This is a genomic window from Microbacterium sp. RG1 (genome assembly GCF_005347485.1).
GTDB lineage: Bacteria > Actinomycetota > Actinomycetes > Actinomycetales > Microbacteriaceae > Microbacterium > Microbacterium binotii_A.
The window spans coordinates 1,653,668-1,669,721 of record NZ_CP034121.1 but is presented as its reverse complement, the minus strand read 5'-3'; the positions used below and the strand labels follow the sequence as shown (position 1 = coordinate 1,669,721).

The following is a 16,054-nucleotide window of genomic DNA, read 5'->3' as shown; positions in this document are numbered from 1 at the left end:
GTCAGTTCGCCCCCGAGAATTCCTTGCGGCGGCTGACGATCCAGCGCGCGATGGCGTTGACCACGAAGGTCACGATGAACAGGATGAGGCCCGTCGCGATGAGCACGTTGATGTTCGTGCCGTAGGCCTCGGGGAAGGTCAGTGCGATGTTCGCGGCGATCGTCGAGGGGTTCTGCGAGGTGAACAGCTGCCAGGTGACGGCGCCCGTGGTCGAGAGCACCATGGCGACGGCCATGGTCTCGCCGAGGGCTCGCCCGAGACCGAGCATGGCACCCGAGACGATCCCGGAGCGACCGAAGGGCAGCACGGCCATCCGGATCATCTCCCAGCGGGTCGCACCCAGGGCGAGGGCTGCTTCTTCATGCAGCTTCGGCGTCTGCAGGAACACCTCGCGGCAGATCGCCGTGATGATGGGGACCACCATGACGGCGAGCACGATGCCGGCGGTGAAGATCGTGCGCCCCGTGGCCGAGACGTCACCGGAGAAGAGCGGGAACCAGCCTGCGTTCTCGTTCAGCCACGAGTAGACCGGCTGCACGGCGGGGGCCAGCACGAGGATGCCCCAGAGGCCGAAGACGACGGAAGGCACCGCGGCCAGCAGGTCGACGATGTAGCCGAGACCCTGCGCGAGGCGGCGCGGTGCGTAGTGGGTGATGAAGAGGGCGACGCCCAGCGACAGCGGAACGGCCATCAGCAGGGCGAGGAAGGCGGCCCACACCGTGCCGAACAGCAGCGGTGCGACGTAGGCCCAGAAGTTGGAGGAGAGCAGGGACGCCTGGGAGGCGTCTGCTCCGAGAGCCGGGATCGACTGGATGATGAGGAAGATCGCCACGGCGGCGAGCGTCACCAGGATCATGCTGCCGGCGGCCAGAGCGGAGCCGGAGAACCAGATGTCTCCGGGGCGCCGTTTGGCAGCGGGGCGGGTGGGTCCCGCGGCGGTGGCTGTCATCTATCGCTTTCTCGTCGTGTTCGGGTCAGGACGGGCCAGAGCGGCCCCGGGGACGAACCCGGGGCCGCTCTGTGCGTGTCAGGAGATGGCGTCGATGGCCGTCTGAGCGCGCTCGCGCAGCGTGTCGGAGATGGGGGCGCTGCCGGCGTTCTTGGCGGCGGCCTCCTGGCCCTCCTCGCTGATCGCCGTCGTGAAGAAGCCCTGGACGAGCTTCGCCGCAGCGGCGTCGGTGTACTTCTCGCAACCGATCAGGTAGCTGATGAGCACGACGGGGTAGGCGCCGGCCTCGGTCGTGGTGCGGTCGATCGTGATGGCGAGGTCGTTGTCGCCGCGGCCGTCCTCGAACGGCGACGCGTCGACGGCCGTGGCCGCACCCTCGGCGGAGTGCGCGACGAAGTCATCGCCCACCTTGACGGCGACCGACGAGATGCCTGCGGCCTGCGACGAGTCGGCGTAGCCGATCGTGCCGTTGCCGCCCTTGACGGCGTTCACGACGCCCGAAGTGCCCTGGGCAGCCTCGCCGCCCGAGATCGGCCACTCCTCGACGGAGCCGTAGGTCCAGCCCGCGGCGTCGGTCTTGGAGAGGTAGTCGGTGAAGTTGCCGGTCGTGCCCGACTTGTCGGAGCGGTGCACGGGCGTGATCGCCAGGTCGGGCAGCTTCGCGTCCTTGTTGGTCGCGGCGATGGCCGGGTCGTTCCAGTTGGTGATCGTTCCGGCGAAGATGCCCGCGATCGTGGCGGGGTCGAGGTCGAGCTGGTCGACGCCCTCGACGTTGAAGATGATCGCGATCGGCGACACGTAGGCCGGGATCTCGACAAGGCCTGAGTCGGGGGCACAGGCGCTGAACGGGCCGGCGGTGATCTCGTCCTTCTTGAAGGCGCGGTCGGAGCCGGCGAACTGCACGGCGCCCGACTGGAACGACTCGCGGCCGGTGCCCGAACCCTGCGGGTCGTAGTTGACGGTCAGGTCGGCGTTCGCCGTCTGCAGCAGCTGCGTCCAGGACTGGATGGCGACCTGCTGCGACGTGGCGCCGGAGCCGTTCAGGGTGCCGGAGAGACCGGTGGGCAGCGACGACTCGGAGCCGGCGGAGGTCTCGTTGCCGGCGGGCGCCTCGTTCGCGGCGCAGCCGGCGAGCGCGAGTGCCGCGATGGCGGCGATGGCGCCCACCTGGGCGATGCGGGTGATCTTCACTGTGAAATCCTTCACGTGTCAGGGTTTACGGGCCCGGTGCAGGGCTCGCCGAAGACGCTAAGCAGGCGCGTTTACCAGCGTCCGCTGTGCGGGTGAACGGAAGGTGAACGAAGCGAGGCGGATGCGGTGGCATGAGCGCGTGGCGACACCATCCGTTCACCCGCGCTCCCTACTTTCGGCGCATGCTCTCCGATTCGCAGGCCGTTCTGGACCGATCCGCCGAGGCGCCGTCGCCTCGCACCCTGGTGGACATCCTGCGTGAGAGTGCCAGGCGCCATCCCGAGGCGTCGGCGGTCGACGACGGCTCGGGTGCCCTGAGCTACGCAGAGCTGATGGCCCACGTCAGTCGCACCGCTGCACGCCTGATCGCCGCGGGTGTGCGCCGCGGCGACCGGGTCGGGGTGCGTATGCCTTCGGGATCGAAGGATCTGTACGTCGCCATCCTCGGGGTGCTCGTCGCCGGAGCGGCGTACGTCCCCGTGGATGCGGACGATCCCGACGAGCGTGCGCGCCTCGTGTTCGGGGAGGCGCGCGTGGCCGGGGTCATCGGGGCCGGCGGTGTGTACGTCGCGTCGGAGCGGTCGACGACTGCGGTCGAGCTGAATGACGGAGACGCCCCGCATCCGTCGACGCGCGCGTTCGACGCGGTTCCGGTCGTGACGGAGGAGGACGACGCCTGGATCATCTTCACCTCCGGCTCCACGGGGGTACCGAAGGGGGTGGCGGTGAGTCACCGGTCGGCGGCGGCCTTCGTGGATGCCGAGGCGCGCATGTTCCTCCAGGATGCGCCCCTCGGACCGGGTGATCGGGTGCTGGCCGGCCTCTCGGTCGCCTTCGACGCGTCCTGCGAGGAGATGTGGTTGGCCTGGCGCCACGGCGCCTGCCTCGTCCCGGCTCCTCGCTCGCTCGTGCGTTCGGGGGAGGATCTCGCACCGTGGTTGATCCGTCAGGGCATCACCGCGGTCTCGACGGTGCCGACGCTGGCGGCGATGTGGCCGGCGGAGGCCATCGAGAATGTGCGGCTGCTCATCTTCGGTGGGGAGGCGTGCCCGCCCGAACTCGCCGCGCGCCTGCAGTCCGAGGGTCGCGAGGTGTGGAACACCTACGGGCCCACTGAGGCGACCGTGGTGGCCTGCGGCTCGCTCATGGACGGCTCGGCCCCGGTGCGGATCGGACTGCCGCTGGACGGCTGGATGCTCGCCGTCGTGGATGCCGACGGTGCGCGTGTGGGCGAGGGCGAGGTCGGCGAGCTGATCATCGGCGGCGTCGGCCTGGCGCGCTACCTCGATCCGGCGAAGGATGCGGAGAAGTACGCGCCCATGCCCTCCCTGGGGTGGGAGCGCGCCTACCGCTCGGGTGACCTGGTCCGCTTCGAGAGCGCGGGCCTGGTGTTCCAGGGGCGGGCCGACGACCAGGTGAAGGTCGGGGGCCGGCGGATCGAACTCGGCGAGGTCGAGTCCGCGCTGCAGGAGCTCCCGGGCGTGCACGCCGCCGCGGCGGCGGTGCGGCACAGCGAGGCGGGAGTGGCCGTCCTGGTGGGTTATCTCGTTCTCGAGCCGGGGGCCGAACTCGACCGTTCCGAGGCGAGGGCCCGCCTGGCTGCGAGCCTCCCGGCGGCGATCGTCCCGCTGCTCGCCGTTGTCGACGAGCTGCCTGTCCGGACGTCGGGCAAGGTCGACCGGGCCGGGTTGCCGTGGCCGCTGCCGGGCGTGGAGGCGCCGCCGTCGGGACTCGATCCGGCCGAGGCGTGGCTGGCGGAGCAGTGGCAAGCGGTACTGGGTGTTGCCGTCCCCGGGCGGAAGGCGGACTTTTTCGACCTCGGCGGCGGCTCACTGGCCGCCGCGCAGCTCGTGTCCCGCATCCGTGCGCGCGTCCCGGAGTTCGCCGTCGCCGACATCTACGACATGTCCCGTCTGTCGGCGATGGCGAAGGCGCTCGGACCGTTCCTGCCCGACGCGGAGGGCGGTGAGTACCGACGCCCCGAACCGACGCCGCGCGCGACGCAGTGGCTGCAGACGCTCGCGGGTGCCCCGTTGTTCATCCTGTCCGGCGTGCGGTGGCTGCTCTACATCCTCACCGCGGGCACCGTCCTCCACCTCTTCCCCGGCTTCGGTGCCCTTCCGACGGCGCCGGTGTGGCTGCTCGTGGTCGGGTGGCTCCTGTTCGCGACGCCGTTCGGGCGGATGGCGCTCGCCGCCGCATCCGCGCGTGTCCTGCTCGCGGGGCTGCGACCGGGGGACTATCCGCGCGGGGGAGCGGTGCATCTGCGGGTGTGGCTGGCGGAGCAGATCGCCGACCAGGTGGATGCGGTCGGTCTCGCCGGGGCCCCCTGGATCACGTACTACGCACGGGCGCTGGGAGCCCGGATCGGCCGCGACGTCGATCTGCACACGCTGCCTCCCGTCACCGGGATGCTCGAGGTGGGCGACGGTGCGTCGATCGAGCCCGAGGTGGATCTGCGCGGCTACTGGATCGACGGCGACCTCCTGCGCGTGGGCGCCATCCGCATCGGCGCCGCGGCGACCATCGGCGCGCGCAGCACCCTCGCTCCGGGCACACGCATCGGGCAGCGCGCGGAGATCGCCCCCGGCTCCGCCGTCTTCGGGCGGGTGCGGGCGGCGCAGGCCTGGGCGGGGTCGCCTGCGGTCCGCGTGGGCGCGGTCGCGGAGGACTGGCCCACTGAGCGGCCCCCCACTCCGCACCGCTGGATGTGGGCGTACGGCGCGTCGGCGCTGGCGCTTGCCGTGCTCCCGGTGTTCGCGATCCTCTGCGGCGCGGTCGTGCTGGCCGCCGGAGTGCAGGGTGCCCCGTCGTTGTCCGCCGCATTCGGTGCGGCTGCGTCGTGGCTCGTGCCGGCTGTGCTGGTGTGCGGTCTCGTGCTCGCCGGCGTCGTGGTGGTCGCGGTGCGCCTGCTCTCGATCGGACTCGTGGAGGGCACGTATCCCGTACGCAGCCGAGTCGCGTGGCAGGCATGGACGATCGAGCGCCTTCTGGACGCGTCGCGCACCATCCTCTTCCCGCTCTACTCGAGCTTGTTCACTCCCGTCTGGCTCCGGATGCTGGGTGCCCGCGTGGGGCGCGACGTCGAGGCGTCGACGGTGCTGCTGCTGCCGTCGCTCGCCCGGATCGAGGACGGCGCCTTCCTCGCCGACGACACGATGGTCGCCTCCTACGAGCTGCACGCCGGGTGGATGCGGCTGGGCACCGTCCGCATCGGCAAGCGCGCCTTCCTCGGCAACTCCGGCATGGCGGCGCCCGGGCACCGCGTGCCCCGTGACGGGCTGGTGGCGGTGCTGTCGTCGGCGCCGCGCAAGGCGAAGCCGGGGTCGTCGTGGCTGGGCTCGCCCGCGGTGCGGCTGCGCCGCGCCGTCACCGAAGCGGATGAGTCGCGCACCTACCGTCCGACGGCCGGTCTGCGCCTCGCGCGGGCGCTTTGGGAGCTGTGCCGCTTCGTCCCCGTGGTCGTGACCTGCGCCATCGGGCTGTCGGTGCTGTTCGCGCTCGCGGGACTCACTGTCTGGCTCGGCTGGCTGGGGGCGCTCCTCCTGTCGGGGATCGTGATGCTGGCGGCGGGGGCCGTCGCGGCAGCGGTCACCGTGGTCGCGAAGTGGACGATCGTCGGCCCCATCCGTGCCGGCGAGCAGCCCCTCTGGTCCAGCTTCGTCTGGCGGACGGAAGTCGTCGACACGTTCACCGAGATGGTGGCGGCGATGTGGTTCGCACGTGCCGCCGTCGGCACACCGGCCCTTGCAGTGTGGCTGCGGGCGATGGGGGCGCGCATCGGCACCGGTGTCTGGTGCGACTCCTACTGGCTCCCCGAACCGGATCTGGTCACGCTCGGCGACGGAGCGACGGTCAACCGGGGATGCGTCGTGCAGACCCACCTGTTCCATGATCGAATCATGAGCATGGACACCGTAGAGCTCGAGCCCGGCGCGACGCTGGGTCCGCACAGCGTGATCCTGCCCGCGGCCGTCATCGGTGCCGACGCGACCGTCGGTCCCGCATCCCTCGTGATGCGCGGCGAGGCGGTTCCGGTCGGCACCCGCTGGAGTGGCAATCCCATCGGCCCGTGGCGTGCGGTCAAGGTGCGCGCGTACCAGTCCACCTCGTGACCGGCGACGCCTACGCCCCCCGCAGCGGCGACGTCACCTACGACGTCGTCTCCTACGATCTCGACCTCGACTACCGCGTTCGCACCAACCGCCTGAGCGGAACCGCCACGATCGTGGCGACCGCGTCCACCGACCTGCGCGGCGTGAGTCTGGATCTCATCGGGATGCGCGTCACCCGGGTTCGTGTCGACGGCGCGAGCCCGGCGGTGCAGCGCCAGAGCTCGCAGCATCTGCAGATCGGATTCGGTCGTGACGTCGCGGCGGGGGAGGCCTTCACGATCGAGGTGCGCTACGAAGGCTCGCCCGCGCCGCGCCGTTCGCCGTGGGGCACGATCGGCTGGGAGGAGCTGACCGACGGAGCCCTCGTGGCGAATCAGCCGACGGGGGCGTCGACCTGGTTCCCCTGCAACGACCGTCCCGACGACCGCGCCCGGATGCGGATGAGGATCGCCACCGACCGCGAGTACACCGCCGTCGCGGTGGGGACTCGCATCCTCGATCAGGTGCAGGGGCGCCGTCGGATCACGGAGTACGTCTGCGACGTGCCCACCGCGACGTATCTGGCGGCGGTGCAGATCGGTCGCTACGGGCGCACCGTGATCGACGCCCCGGTGCCAGTCGAGCTGTGGGCGCCGACAGCACTGCGGGCGCCGGCCGCCGCGGCGTTCGCCGACCTTCCGCTGATGATCGCGGCGTTCGCCGAGCGGTTCGGGCCGTATCCGCAGAGCCAGTACCGCGTCGTCGTGACCGCCGACGATCTCGAGATCCCGCTCGAGTCGCAGGGTATGGCGGTGTTCGGCGCGAATCATCTGGATGAGGCGAGTGAGCGACTCGTGGCGCACGAGCTCGCGCATCAGTGGTTCGGAAACAGCGTCGGAATCGCGCGCTGGCAGGATATCTGGCTCAACGAGGGCTTCGCCTGCTACGCCGAATGGCTGTGGTCGGAGGCATCGGGCGGACCGGATGCCGACGCCTGCGCGCGTACCCATCTGCACCGGCTCGCGGATGAGCCGCAGGATCTGGTGATCGCCGATCCGGGCGCGGCCCTGCTGTTCGACGACCGGGTCTACAAGCGCGGCGCCCTCGCCCTGCATGCCCTGCGGCTGCACCTGGGTGATGCGGCCTTCTTCGATCTGCTGCGCGCCTGGACCGCAGCCCACCGGCACGGGCTGGTCGTCACCGACGACTTCCGCGGCCTGCTCGACGGCGCCTCGGCGGAGGTGCTCAGCTCGTGGATCGATCGGGCTCCGCTGCCGCGGCTCGCGCGACGCTGATCACGAAGCCGGCGGGGGCGTCGATCTCACGGCCGTGCACCGCGCGGCCGGAGACGGCCGCCGCCCAGATCTCTCCTGCGGTGACGACAGGCAGGTGGGCGCCGTCGCGGAGGTCGCCCCCGATGGCTTTGGTCGCGGCCTCGAACCTCGTCCAGTCCCGCAGGGTTGCGCCGGGAGCGAGCCGATCGAGCCGCGCCGGTGAGGATGCGGCACCTCGCTCGACGTCGACGCCGATGTCGCCGTCCTCTGCCAGCGCCGCGACCACGAGATCGCCCGCGTAGGCGAGGGAGACGGAGCCGCCTCCCTCGAGGCGGGGCCGACCGTGATCACCGCCGCACCTGGAGCATGGTCCGTGCCGGAGTGTGCGTCCTGTGGCGTCGCGGACGAGCCGGGCGGCAGCCGTTCGCCGTTCGGCGCCGTCGCGTGTCGTCCAGACCACGCGGATCGGGTGCGGCACGTGTCAGACCTTCGGCAGGTGCGTCTCGATCGCGGCGATGCCGGAACCGGGGTTCGTGCGTGACAGGTGCACCACCGAGAATCCGCCGACCTCCAGCGCGGACGCGCTGCCGAGATACGATCCGCGCAGGGTGCCGGTCGCGAGAGCCAGTTCGTGCAGGATGTCCGGCAGAACCGGCCCGTGGCTGCACACCACGGCCGGCTTGCGCGAGCGCACCCGCTTGCCGACGACCGTGCGGGCGTCGGAGCGCCCCTCCTCCCAGGCGTCCTGGCTGATGAGCTCGCTCGTCTTGACCGACCTTCCGAGGGCGGCAGCCAGCGGAGCCACCGTCTCGGTGCATCGCACCGCATCCGACGACACGATCCGACGGACGCCGAACGTGCTCAGCGGTCCGACGATCGCCTCCGCCTGCTTACGCCCGCGCGCGGTGAGGGGACGGGAGGCATCGGAGCCCGACCACTCGTCGCGCGGCGTGGCCTTCGCGTGGCGCAGCACGATGATCGGGAAGGTCTCCAGCACGCCGTCGTCGACGAACCGCAGGAAGTTCTCGACGATCTCCACGTCGACGGGGTAGCTGAGGTAGGTGAGCGCCTTGCGCGGACTCACCCATTCGATGGCGGCGATCTCCTTGTTCGGCACGAACGCGGACGCGCGGATGGCGGCATCGGTGGCCTCCGCCGACCAATAGTGCACGATCTTCTCGCGCCGGCTCGGGAGCGTGTAGCGGGAGACCCCGACCGGGAGCCCGAGCGAGACGGCGATCCCGGTCTCCTCGAAGATCTCGCGTACCGCGGTCTCCACCAGCGCCTCGCCCGGGTCGACCTTCCCCTTCGGAAGGGTGACGTCGCGGTACCGGGTGCGGTGGATGAGGAGGATCTTCAGCTTGTCCTCGACCCGGCGCCAGACGATTCCGCCCGCGGCATAGACGGCGGTGTGCGTCATCGCACCGCCCTCGAACGCCGACGACGCTGCACCTGGAACATCGTCTTGTCCTGCAGATCGACGAGGGCCTTGCCGTCGGCGTCGCTCGAATGCCGCGTCCATGTGCCGTCGCCCGAGAGCCACCAGGAGCTCGTGTTGTCGCTCATCGCGAGCGAGAACAGATCGCCCAGCTCGGCGATCTGGGCGGGCGCGGTGATGCGCACGAGCGCCTCGACGCGGCGGTCGAGGTTGCGGTGCATCATGTCTGCCGAGCCGATGAACGTCTCGGGGTCGCCGTCGTTGTCGAACGCGAAGATCCGCGAGTGCTCGAGGTAGCGGCCGAGGATCGAGCGCACCGTGATGTTCTCGCTCAGCCCTTCGACGCCGGGTCGGATGCTGCAGATGCCGCGCACCCAGACCTCGACCGGCACTCCGGCGCGGCTCGCCCGGTAGAGCGCGTCGATGATCTGCTCGTCCACCATCGAGTTGACCTTGATGCGGATGCCGGAGCTCTTGCCGTCGAGGGCGTGCTTGCGCTCGCGTTCGATGAGACGGACGAGACCCTTGCGCAGGTGCAGCGGAGCGACGAGCAGACGCTTGAACTTCTTCTCGATCGCGTACCCGCTCAGCTCGTTGAACAGACGGGTGAGGTCGCGGCCGACCTCGTCGCTCGCGGTGAACAGGCCGAAGTCCTCGTAGATGCGGCTGGTCTTCGGGTTGTAGTTACCGGTTCCGACGTGGCAGTAGCTGCGCAGCACGCCGTTCTCCTCGCGGATCACGAGGGCCAGCTTGCAGTGCGTCTTCAGCCCGACGAGGCCGTAGACCACGTGCACCCCGGCCTTCTCGAGCTTGCGGGCCCAGACGATGTTGTTCGCCTCGTCGAAGCGCGCCTTGACCTCGACGAGGGCCAGCACCTGCTTGCCCGCCTCAGCGGCGTCGATCAGTGCCTGCACGATGGGGCTGTCGCCCGAGGTGCGATACAGCGTCTGCTTGATGGCGAGCACGTGCGGGTCTTTCGCCGCCTGCTCGAGGAACGCCTGGACGCTGGTGGCGAAGGACTCGTACGGGTGGTGCACGAGCACATCGCCCTTGCGGATGGCGGCGAAGATGTCGGCACGCTCGTTGTTGTCGCCCGGCTGGAACGCCAGCGCCGTCGTGGGAACGTGCGGCGGGTAGTGCAGGTCGGGACGGTCGATGCGCGACAGGTCGAAGAGTCCCCGCAGATCCAGCGGGCCGGGGAGGCGATAGACCTCCTGCTCGGTGATGTCGAGCTCTTTGATGAGCAGGTCGAGGGTGAGCTCGTCCATGTCGTCGGTGATCTCGAGGCGGATCGGCGGTCCGAAACGGCGGCGCATGAGCTCAGCCTCGAGCGCCTGGATGAGATTCTCGGTCTCGTCCTCTTCGATCACCATGTCTTCGTTGCGGGTGAGGCGGAAGGCGTGGTGGTCGAGGATCTCCATACCCGGGAACAGGTCCGAGAGGTGGTTGGCGATCAGGTCTTCGAGCGCGAGGTAGCGCACGCGCTCACCGTCGCGTGAGACCTCGACGAACCGCGGCAGCATGGGCGGCACCTTCAGGCGCGCGAACTCCTGTCGGCCTGTCTTCGCGTTGCGGATGCGGATGGCCAGGTTCAGCGACAGGCCGGAGATGTAGGGGAAGGGGTGGGCGGGATCGACCGCGAGCGGCATGAGCACCGGGAACACCTGCGACTGGAAGTAGTCGGACAGGCGCGCGCGGTCGTCGTCGTCGAGGTCGCCCCAGCCGATCACCTCGATGCCGGAGCTTGCCAGGGCGGGGCGCACGAGCTGCTGCCAGGCCTCGGCGTGACGCAGCTGAAGGGCATGGGCTTCGCCGGAGATGTCGGCGAGGACGTCTTGCGCCGCACGGCCGACGTTCGTCGGCACCGCGAGGCCCGTGATGATGCGGCGCTTGAGTCCCGCGACGCGGACCATGAAGAACTCGTCGAGGTTGCTGCCGAAGATGGCGAGGAAGTTCGCTCGCTCGAGCGTCGGCACGGCCGGGTCCTCCGCGAGCTCCAGCACGCGCTGGTTGAACGCCAGCCAGCTCAGCTCGCGATCGAGATACCGCGCCTCGGGCAGCTCCGTGTCACCGCCGTCGGTGACGTCGAAGTCGTCGTCGTCGGCATCGCCCAGGCCCGCATCGAGCATCACGTCGGAGATCATTCCCACATCCTTGCAGCCAGAGGTGACACGAGTGTGAACTCCGCGAGGGTCAGGATCCGGCGCGCTCCCCGGCAGCCGGGATCTGATCCTCTTCGTACACGTTGAAGCGGTAACCGACGTTGCGCACGGTGCCGATGAGCTGCTCGAGGTCGCCGAGCTTGGCGCGAAGGCGTCGTACGTGCACGTCGACCGTGCGCGTGCCGCCGAAGTAGTCGTAGCCCCAGACCTCGCTGAGCAGCTGCTCCCGCGTGAACACCCGCGACGGGTGCGTCGCGAAGAAGTGCAGCAGCTGGAACTCCTTGTAGGTCAGATCCAGCGGCTTGCCGTGCACCTTGGCGGAGTACGAGGATTCGTCGATCGTGATGCCGGAGGTCTGGATGCGGGTCGAGACCTGCTCCTTCGACATGCGCCCGACGGCGAGTCGGATGCGGGCGTCGACCTCGGCAGGGCCCGCTCCGACGAGGATCACGTCGTCGACGCCCCAGTCGGTGGACACCGCGGTCAGTCCGCCCTCGGTGACGATGAGCACGAGCGGCGCATCGAGCCCCGTGGTCGTCAGGATCTTGCACAGCGACTTGGCGCCCACCAGATCGTGACGCGCATCGACGAAGACGACGTCGGCGTTCGGCGCGTTCACCAGCTGCGCGGGCTCGGCGGGGATCTGGCGGACACGATGGCTCAACAGCTCCAGCGCCGGGAGCGCAGGCGCGCTACCGGCGGAACTCAGAACGAGAAGCTGTGCCAAAGTCACCCTCCGGGCGGGGTCCGCGTCGTGCTCATCTTATGCGCAGCCGCGAGGCACGCAGATCTCACCGGTGACGCACGACGTGCAGCGCGCGCTCCCATGCGTGAGAATGATCGTATGACGACACCGGAACTGGCGCCACGTCGGCCCTTCGGCGGCATCGTGGCGGTCTGGGTGTTCGCGGCCGTCGCGGGTGTCGCGGTCGCGCTGTTCGTCCCGTCGCCGTGGCACGCGACGTGGATGACGTTGGCGCTCGCCGCATCCGTCATCCTCGCCTTCGTCATCCAGCTGGCATACGGGCGCGTGCAGCGCTTCATCCAACGCGTTGCGCTGAGCAGCCTCGGGGCCCTGCTCGTGCTCGGAGTGATCAGCGTGGCCGTCGCGCTCTCCGCGCTCATCGCCAGTTCGCGCTGAGCCCATCGTCCTCGCGGACGGGCTACCATGGGGCGCATGGACCTGGTCGCGCTCGAAATGTTCTTCGTGGGCCTGCTCGTGCTCGCCTCCCTCGCCATCGCCTTCGTCTCGGGCGCCGTGGTCTGGAACCTCTACCGCGGCCAGCGCTGACGGAGCGGGCGATGATCGAGCTCCCCACCGATCTGCCCGCCGACCTCGCACCTCTCTCGTGGCTCCTCGGAGTCTGGGAGGGGACCGGCGTGATTGATTACGAGGCAGGCGATCACCACTTCTCGGGTGAGTTCACGCACCGCGTGAGCTTCAGCCATGACGGCGGGGACGCCGTCAACTACTCCGCCACCGCCTGGGTCGGAGAGGGCGAATCACGGCGTCTGCTCGTCTCCGAGGTCGGTTTCTGGCGCATCGTGCGACCGCAGGGGCCCGGAGACCCCGGTCCGGGCCTGCTTCCTGCCGTCTCCGACGAGCCGGCGCGGACGGCCGATGACGTCGAGGCGCTGCGCACCGCCGAGGGCGGCTTCGAGATCGCCGCGAACATCGTGCACGCCGACGGCGTCAGCGAGCTTTACCTCGGTCAGATCCGCGGTCCGCGCATCGACATCGCGACCGACGCGGTCATCGCCGCGCCTGGAACCAAGGCCTACACGGCCGCGACCCGGCTGTACGGCCTGGTCGACGGACATCTGCTCTGGGCCTGGGACATCGCCGCCCTCGGATCCGAGCTCGGCTCCCACGCATCCGCCCGCCTGGCGAAGGTGGACTGATGATCGCTTCGCCCGCCGGCGCGATCACCGACGGCGATGTGCTGCTGCACGTCGGCGACCCCATGCGCGAACAGCGTGCGCTGGTGCGCGGCACGGCCGTCGCTCCGCGCGCGGGTCGCGGCGTCATCGCCGTCACGGGTGTCGATCGGTTGAGCTGGCTCGATTCGATCACGACCCAGGCGCTCGCGCGGCTGGAGCCCGGGGTGTCGACCGAGCTCCTGGTGCTCGATCCGCAGGGACGCGTCGAGCACGCCGCGGCCGTGCTGGACGACGGCGAGACGACCTGGCTCATCGCGGACGCGGGTGACGCGCCCGCCCTTGCGACCTGGCTGGGCCGCATGCGCTTCCGACTGCGGGTCGAGGTCCGCGACGCTTCGACCGAGGTCGCGGTCGTGGGTGCGACGGACGCGGGGCTCGCCCTCATCCGCCCCCTCACCATCGGCGAGACGCCGCTCGTCTGGCGGGACCCGTGGCCGGCGGTCGCCGTCGGCGGCGCCGCGTACGGTCCCGTCGAGGAGCACCCCGGAGCGCAGCGCAGCTGGAACGAGGCACTCGTGGATGCCGCCGAGGCCTCGCGGCTGGCGCAGCTGGCCGCATCCGGCGAGATCGGCTTCGCCGGCGAACTCGCGGTCGAGGCGCTGCGCGTCGCCGCCTGGCGTCCCCGCTTCGCCGACGAGGTCGACGAGCGGACGATCCCGCACGAGCTCGACTGGCTGCGCACCGCCGTGCATCTCGACAAGGGCTGCTACCGGGGGCAGGAGACGGTGGCGAAGGTGCACAACCTCGGTCACCCGCCGCGCCGTCTGGTCAGCCTGCACCTCGACGGCAGCGCCGAATCCCTGCCCGCGCGCGGCGATGTGGTCGCCGTCGGCGACGTCGAGATCGGCCGCATCACCTCGGCCGGCCGTCACTACGAGGACGGGCCGATCGCTCTGGCCGTGATCAAGCGCACGGCTGACACCGACACCGACGTCGTGGTGCGCACCGCGGACGGCGACGTCGCCGCATCCGTCACCACCGTCGTGCCGCCGGATGCGGGCGCCAGCGCCGGCGTGCCGCGCTTGCCCCGACTCTCACGCCGGCGGTGACCGTGCCCCCGGGCGGCGCCGACACCACGAGCGTGTCGACGCGGCTGCGAGAGCGCTTCGATCCGCGACCCGCTGTGTCCCGAGCCGTCACGGATCTGCCCGCGATCGCCCAGCTGACGGTGGCGGCGATGGGTGCCTACGTCTTCTCGCTCTTCGTGCTCGGTCACTCGGCCCCCGTGCTCGCCGGCACGGTGGCGGTGTCGAGCCTCGGCCTGGTGCGCGACGCGCGGCCGCGGCGTGTGGCCGAGACGGTGGGCGGGATGCTGCTGGGCATCGTCATCTCCGAGATCCTCTTGCGCCTGGTGGGCCCCGGTTGGTGGCAGCTGGGCATCACCCTCGCCGTCGTCGTGTTCGTCGCCAGAGCGCTGTCGCCGCAGCCCGGCTTCGCCATCGCCGCGGCGATCCAGGGCCTCATCGTCCTGCTGTTCCCGATGGCGCCGACGGAGGCGTCGTGGAGCCGGCTGGCGGACGGCGCGGTCGGCGGCGTCGCGGCACTTCTGGTGACAGCCCTCGTGCCCCGGAATCCCCGCGCGGAGGTGCTGCGCGACGCGAGGACCCTCTTCGCCGCGATCGATGACGCGACCGCGACCCTCATCCGTGCGCTCGAGGACGGGGACCGCTCACGTGCGGAGCGTGCATTGGAGAAGGCGCGGGCGCTCGATCCGCTCGTGCGGGCCTGGCAGGAGTCGCTCGACTCGGCGGTCGCGGTCGCGCGCATCTCCCCGTTCCTGCGGCGGCGTCGGGCGGAGCTCGACCGATACCGCCGCGTCATGACGGCGACGGATCTCGCGGTGCGAAACCTCCGCGTCGTGGCGCGTCGATCCGGTTACCTCATCGACGACGGCGTCCCCCGCCCCATCCCCGCTGACCTGCTGAGATCGCTGGCGCGGGCCCTGGCCCTCGTGGGGGAGTCGCTCGACGACATCGCACAGCAGATCCCTGCGCGCGAGGCCGCGCGCGCCGTCGCGCGCCATCTGGATCCGGCACAGCTCGCGCCGGGCGCCTCGGCGGGCGAGCACAGCGTCATCTCCGCCTTGCGGCCGTTCGCGGTCGATCTGCTCGTGGCGACCGGCCTCGGCGAAGATGAGGCGCGAGCCGCCATGCCCCGCATCTGAGACGCCGTCTCTCAGCGGGGCGCCACCCGCTCCCACGGCACTGTCAGCTCGCCCAGACGCCACCGCGCACGCTGCCGCAGCGGCCACCCGCCTGCCACGAGCGCAGCGAGCGCCGCCTGCCACCGCTGCGCGGGGGAGAACGTCGCCAGGGGAGCCGCGCGCGTCCACTCCGCATCCAGCGCGCGCAGCAGCTCGTGCACGCCCTCACCCGGCACATTGCGGTGGATCAGCGCCTTCGGCAGACGCTCCGCCGCGATCGAGGGAAGCTCCAGGCCGGCCAGCCGCAGCGAGATCGTCAGCGTGCGCGGGAGGGCGTCGGGCCCGATCTCGACCCAAGTGCTGATGCGCCCGAGCTCATCGCAGGTGCCCTCGACGAGGATCCCGCCCGCATCCAAGCGCGACGTCATGCGCTCCCACGCCGCCGGAACCTCGTTCTCGTCGTACTGACGGAGCACGTTGAACGCACGGATGATGCGCGGCCGGTCCGGAAGCGGGATCTCGAAGCCGCCGCGGGCGAACGAGACCCGCGCGTCGTGACGGAAGATCGTCGCCCCCTCGCGCACGGCCTCGAGCTGCGCGCGAGCGCGTGCCACGCGTGCGGGATCGATCTCGAGCCCGTAGACGCGGACATCCGGACGGATGCGGTGCAGCCGAGCCTCGAGCTCCAGCGCTGTGACGCCGCTCGCGCCGAAGCCGAGATCCACCACGAGCGGTTCCGGCTCCGCGGTCCGGAGCGAGCGGTGGCGGGCGATCCACCTGTCCACGCGGCGGAGACGGTTCGTGCCCGTCGTGCCCCGGGTGATGCGACCCGAAGGCTTAGGACTCATGGCCCCATGATGCC

At 70.7% G+C, this 16,054-nt stretch carries 13 protein-coding genes; 6 read left to right on the top strand and 7 right to left on the bottom strand.

Going from position 1 to position 16,054, the window contains the following annotated elements; translation table 11 throughout:
* Nucleotide 1 precedes the first annotated feature (1 nt).
* A complete protein-coding gene (pstC, locus tag EHF32_RS08050; protein ID WP_137417693.1) occupies nt 2-949 on the bottom strand; it encodes a phosphate ABC transporter permease subunit PstC in 948 nt (315 codons plus the stop codon).
* Between the two features lie 78 nt (nt 950-1,027).
* Nucleotides 1,028-2,140: a phosphate ABC transporter substrate-binding protein PstS gene (pstS, locus tag EHF32_RS08045; RefSeq protein WP_137417692.1), complete on the bottom strand. Its 1,113-nt coding sequence runs from the start codon at nt 2,138-2,140 to the stop codon at nt 1,028-1,030.
* A gap of 182 nt (nt 2,141-2,322) precedes the next feature.
* Here pstS and EHF32_RS08040 point away from each other — a divergent pair, with 182 nt between their 5' ends.
* Together EHF32_RS08040 and EHF32_RS08035 are read left to right on the top strand one after the other, a co-directional pair.
* Nucleotides 2,323-6,255: a Pls/PosA family non-ribosomal peptide synthetase gene (locus tag EHF32_RS08040; RefSeq protein WP_137417691.1), complete on the top strand. Its 3,933-nt coding sequence runs from the start codon at nt 2,323-2,325 to the stop codon at nt 6,253-6,255.
* Nucleotides 6,252-7,529, top strand: a complete 1,278-nt coding sequence (locus tag EHF32_RS08035; RefSeq protein ID WP_137417690.1) for a M1 family metallopeptidase — start codon at nt 6,252-6,254, stop codon at nt 7,527-7,529. The genes EHF32_RS08040 and EHF32_RS08035 overlap by 4 nt, the downstream gene beginning before the upstream one ends.
* On the opposite strand, the gene EHF32_RS08030 is transcribed toward EHF32_RS08035, so the two are convergent.
* Genes EHF32_RS08030 through EHF32_RS08015 form a run of 4 tightly spaced genes read right to left on the bottom strand, consistent with a single transcriptional unit; the run spans nt 7,480 to nt 11,835 of the window.
* Complete coding sequence (locus EHF32_RS08030; protein ID WP_137417689.1) at nt 7,480-7,986, bottom strand: 4'-phosphopantetheinyl transferase family protein; 507 nt, start codon at nt 7,984-7,986, stop codon at nt 7,480-7,482. The two genes, EHF32_RS08035 and EHF32_RS08030, sit on opposite strands and share 50 nt — an antisense overlap.
* 3 nt (nt 7,987-7,989) lie before the next feature.
* Nucleotides 7,990-8,928 carry an NUDIX hydrolase gene (locus EHF32_RS08025; RefSeq protein ID WP_137417688.1) on the bottom strand — a complete coding sequence of 313 codons (939 nt, stop codon included), beginning with the start codon at nt 8,926-8,928 and terminating at the stop codon, nt 7,990-7,992.
* A complete protein-coding gene (locus EHF32_RS08020) occupies nt 8,925-11,090 on the bottom strand; it encodes an RNA degradosome polyphosphate kinase (protein WP_137417687.1) in 2,166 nt (721 codons plus the stop codon). Before EHF32_RS08020 ends, EHF32_RS08025 begins: the two co-directional genes overlap by 4 nt.
* Before the next feature lie 49 nt (nt 11,091-11,139).
* Nucleotides 11,140-11,835 carry a response regulator transcription factor gene (locus EHF32_RS08015; RefSeq protein ID WP_137417686.1) on the bottom strand — a complete coding sequence of 232 codons (696 nt, stop codon included), beginning with the start codon at nt 11,833-11,835 and terminating at the stop codon, nt 11,140-11,142.
* A gap of 117 nt (nt 11,836-11,952) precedes the next feature.
* Between EHF32_RS08015 and EHF32_RS08010 the strand changes: the two genes are divergently transcribed.
* From EHF32_RS08010 to EHF32_RS07995, 4 genes are all read left to right on the top strand, one after another.
* Entirely contained in the window at nt 11,953-12,249 is a 297-nt protein-coding gene (locus tag EHF32_RS08010; RefSeq protein WP_137417685.1) for a hypothetical protein, read from the top strand.
* 161 nt (nt 12,250-12,410) lie between these two features.
* On the top strand, nt 12,411-13,010 hold the full coding sequence (locus EHF32_RS08005) for an FABP family protein (protein WP_137417684.1): 600 nt from the start codon (nt 12,411-12,413) through the stop codon (nt 13,008-13,010).
* On the top strand, nt 13,010-14,098 hold the full coding sequence (gene ygfZ / locus EHF32_RS08000; RefSeq protein ID WP_137417683.1) for a CAF17-like 4Fe-4S cluster assembly/insertion protein YgfZ: 1,089 nt from the start codon (nt 13,010-13,012) through the stop codon (nt 14,096-14,098). The genes EHF32_RS08005 and ygfZ overlap by 1 nt, the downstream gene beginning before the upstream one ends.
* Nucleotides 14,095-15,213 carry an FUSC family protein gene (locus EHF32_RS07995; RefSeq protein ID WP_192900625.1) on the top strand — a complete coding sequence of 373 codons (1,119 nt, stop codon included), beginning with the start codon at nt 14,095-14,097 and terminating at the stop codon, nt 15,211-15,213. The genes ygfZ and EHF32_RS07995 overlap by 4 nt, the downstream gene beginning before the upstream one ends.
* A gap of 11 nt (nt 15,214-15,224) precedes the next feature.
* Here EHF32_RS07995 and EHF32_RS07990 read toward each other — a convergent pair whose 3' ends face one another.
* Nucleotides 15,225-16,040, bottom strand: a complete 816-nt coding sequence (locus tag EHF32_RS07990) for a class I SAM-dependent methyltransferase (RefSeq protein WP_137417682.1) — start codon at nt 16,038-16,040, stop codon at nt 15,225-15,227.
* Nucleotides 16,041-16,054 lie beyond the last annotated feature (14 nt).

What these genes read in the sequence shown, in the direction of transcription:
- pstC (WP_137417693.1), bottom strand. Translation starts at nt 949, where the DNA reads ATGACAGCCACCGCCGCGGGACCCACCCGCCCCGCTGCCAAACGGCGC.
- EHF32_RS08040 (WP_137417691.1), top strand. Translation starts at nt 2,323, where the DNA reads ATGCTCTCCGATTCGCAGGCCGTTCTGGACCGATCCGCCGAGGCGCCG.
- EHF32_RS08025 (WP_137417688.1), bottom strand. Translation starts at nt 8,928, where the DNA reads ATGACGCACACCGCCGTCTATGCCGCGGGCGGAATCGTCTGGCGCCGG.
- EHF32_RS08020 (WP_137417687.1), bottom strand. Translation starts at nt 11,090, where the DNA reads ATGATCTCCGACGTGATGCTCGATGCGGGCCTGGGCGATGCCGACGAC.
- EHF32_RS08010 (WP_137417685.1), top strand. Translation starts at nt 11,953, where the DNA reads ATGACGACACCGGAACTGGCGCCACGTCGGCCCTTCGGCGGCATCGTG.
- EHF32_RS08005 (WP_137417684.1), top strand. Translation starts at nt 12,411, where the DNA reads ATGATCGAGCTCCCCACCGATCTGCCCGCCGACCTCGCACCTCTCTCG.
- ygfZ (WP_137417683.1), top strand. Translation starts at nt 13,010, where the DNA reads ATGATCGCTTCGCCCGCCGGCGCGATCACCGACGGCGATGTGCTGCTG.
- EHF32_RS07990 (WP_137417682.1), bottom strand. Translation starts at nt 16,040, where the DNA reads ATGAGTCCTAAGCCTTCGGGTCGCATCACCCGGGGCACGACGGGCACG.